The sequence below is a fragment of the uncultured Blautia sp. genome, assembly GCF_902497045.1.
Lineage (GTDB): Bacteria > Bacillota > Clostridia > Lachnospirales > Lachnospiraceae > Blautia_A.
On the sequence record NZ_CABVDF010000315.1, the window covers coordinates 1 to 2426 of the forward strand.

The window sequence follows — 2426 nt, forward strand, 5'->3', positions numbered from 1 at the left end:
CGCTTTAATCTGGACAAAGAACAGCAGCGGAGAGCCTGGGAATATTTACAGACGATGGACAGGCAGGATTTTAAATCTTACAGTCAGGTAATCTCTCTTGCACTGGTAGATTATTTTGACCGCTACTACCGCACACAGGCTGATCCTTATCTGGAAACAAGAGAGCGGGAAGAACTTTTTGTGAAACAAATTGTAGATGCAGTGGAATACAGCCTGAAACAGTCATTGCCACTTTTTCTTTCCGGACTGACTGCAGGCATGGTGCAAAGGGAGCCCCAAATCAGGGCGTCCTTTCCAGCACCTGGAAATTCACAGCCAGATAGTGATGTAGACTGGGATTTTCTTGGAGAATAAACCCTTTTGATTGGAGGTGAACACATGACTGACTTTCTGACAGCAGACACCAACCTGCCATCTTATATGATGTTTCCCCGTTTCCTTCTGGACATGGAAATAAACGAAACTGCCAAAATGCTTTATATTATCCTGCTCGACCGGGCAAGGCTTTCCCAGAAAAATGAGGGCTGGTCAGATACAGACGGTCATGTGTTCATTTACTTTACGATTGAAGCACTGGCAGAAGTTCTCCACAAAAGCCAGATGACGGTTAAAACTGCTCTGGCAGTACTGGAAAAACAGGAGCTTATCTTCCGAAAACGGCAGGGTCCCGGACAGCCCAATCGGATTTATGTAAAACTCCCAAAAGAAACCATCCACTATACAGACAGATTTCTTTCCCTAAGACAGACAGAAAACTGTCCTATTGACAGACAAGATTCTTTCCCTGATACAGACAGAAAACTGTCTGGTAATAAGAAAGAGATAAAAAAGAACAATTTAGCAATAAGAGGGAGTAAGGAGCCACTCTCACCCTATGGAAAATTTCAAAATGTTTTTCTGTCAGAAAAAGAGCTTGAAGATATCCGGCAGACAATCCCTGACTGGAAGGATTATATTGAACGCTTATCCGGTTATATGGCTTCTACCGGAAAGCAATATCAGAACCACGCAGCTACCATCATCAGTTGGGCAAGACAGGATCATCCTGCTTCCCGGCAACGAAATTACGAAAGTGAGGAATACGAAACATTATGACAAAATTTATAGAAAAACCAACAGCTATAACCCCAAACAGAGAGCTTCAGTCTGATGAATATTTTAACGAAACAGACCACCTGATCTACTGTTCTAAATGCAATACGCCAAGACAATGCAGGCATAAATTACAGGGAAAGGTTCTTATTCCTTCCATCCGCTGTAAATGCCAGCAGGAAATCTTTGAGCAGGAAGAAGCCCAGAGAAAACTTCATGAAAAACAAATGGAAATAGAGCATCTTAAAACCAGCGGCTTACAGGACAAAGCACTCTATGACTACACTTTTGCCAGGGATAACGGCATCAATCCGGAAATAAAACTGGCACACAATTATGTAAGCAACTGGGAAGAGATGAAAGCAAACGCCTCCGGACTTCTCATCTGGGGTGATGTCGGTACTGGAAAATCTTTTTTTGCAGGCTGCATTGCCAATGCCCTGCTGGAAAAAGGCGTTCCTGTACTGATGACCAACTTTTCCCGGATTCTGAATACCCTTACCGGAATGCATTTTGAAGACAGAAACCAGTTCATCAACAACTTAAACCGCTACAGTCTTCTGATTATTGATGATCTCGGAATTGAGCGGAACTCTGACTTTGCACTGGAACAGGTATTCAATGTGATCGACAGTCGTTACCGCAGTAAAAAGCCTCTGATCATAACGACCAATCTCACTTTATCAGAGCTGAATAATGCCGCTGATATCGCACACAAACGAATTTATGACCGTATTCTGGAGAGATGTATTCCTGTCCGTATCAATAACCGGAATATTCGTCAGGACAATGCAACAGCTAATTTAAAACAGGCGAAAAAAATCCTGTTGAACAATCATGCTCCGAACCAGAATTGACTCGAAGAAGTATAACACAATGATTACTTTTCACTGACAGTGGTACTACTTTCTTTCCTCATTTATTACCGGAAATATGTCACTGTCAGTTATCTAAAACCATAGTACCAAACCAAAAGATTTTAAAACCAAAGCTGCCCGGATACGGGCATAAAAAGGAGGTGCCAGATATGGCAGATAAAAAAATCATGACACCGGAAGAAAAAGCACTTTTACAGGCAAGACACCGCCAGGAAGAAGCCGAAGCAAGAAATCGCAAAAAAGAACGTGATGCCAGAACACACCGATTAGTCCAGGAAGGAGCCATTTTGGAAAGTATTGTTCCCCATATTAAAGAAATGGATTTAGATTCCCTGAAACGGGAGCTGATGATCCGGCTACGGGGAATGTAAACGCACAAGTTCTACTCCCGAAGGGCGCACTTACTCACCACCTGATAAATCAGGCAGTGGTATCCCCTTCGGGGCTCGTGCGCTC

4 protein-coding genes are annotated in these 2426 nt (G+C 43.0%); all 4 read left to right on the forward strand.

Going from position 1 to position 2426, the window contains the following annotated elements; translation table 11 throughout:
• Positions 1-354 (forward strand): adenylate cyclase (locus RDS42_RS14170; RefSeq protein ID WP_308784228.1); only part of this gene is annotated, 354 nt, incomplete at its 5' end.
• Positions 355-378: 24 nt separating this feature from the next.
• The gene (locus RDS42_RS14175; protein WP_015528529.1) at positions 379-1095 is read left to right on the forward strand and encodes a replication initiator protein A; all 717 of its coding nucleotides are present in this window, start codon (positions 379-381) and stop codon (positions 1093-1095) included.
• On the forward strand, positions 1092-1949 hold the full coding sequence (locus RDS42_RS14180) for an ATP-binding protein (RefSeq protein ID WP_015528528.1): 858 nt from the start codon (positions 1092-1094) through the stop codon (positions 1947-1949). The genes RDS42_RS14175 and RDS42_RS14180 overlap by 4 nt, the downstream gene beginning before the upstream one ends.
• A 170-nt stretch (positions 1950-2119) precedes the next feature.
• Positions 2120-2341 (forward strand): DUF3847 domain-containing protein, encoded by a 222-nt coding sequence (locus RDS42_RS14185; RefSeq protein ID WP_014080783.1) that lies wholly within the window; start codon positions 2120-2122, stop codon positions 2339-2341.
• Positions 2342-2426 lie beyond the last annotated feature (85 nt).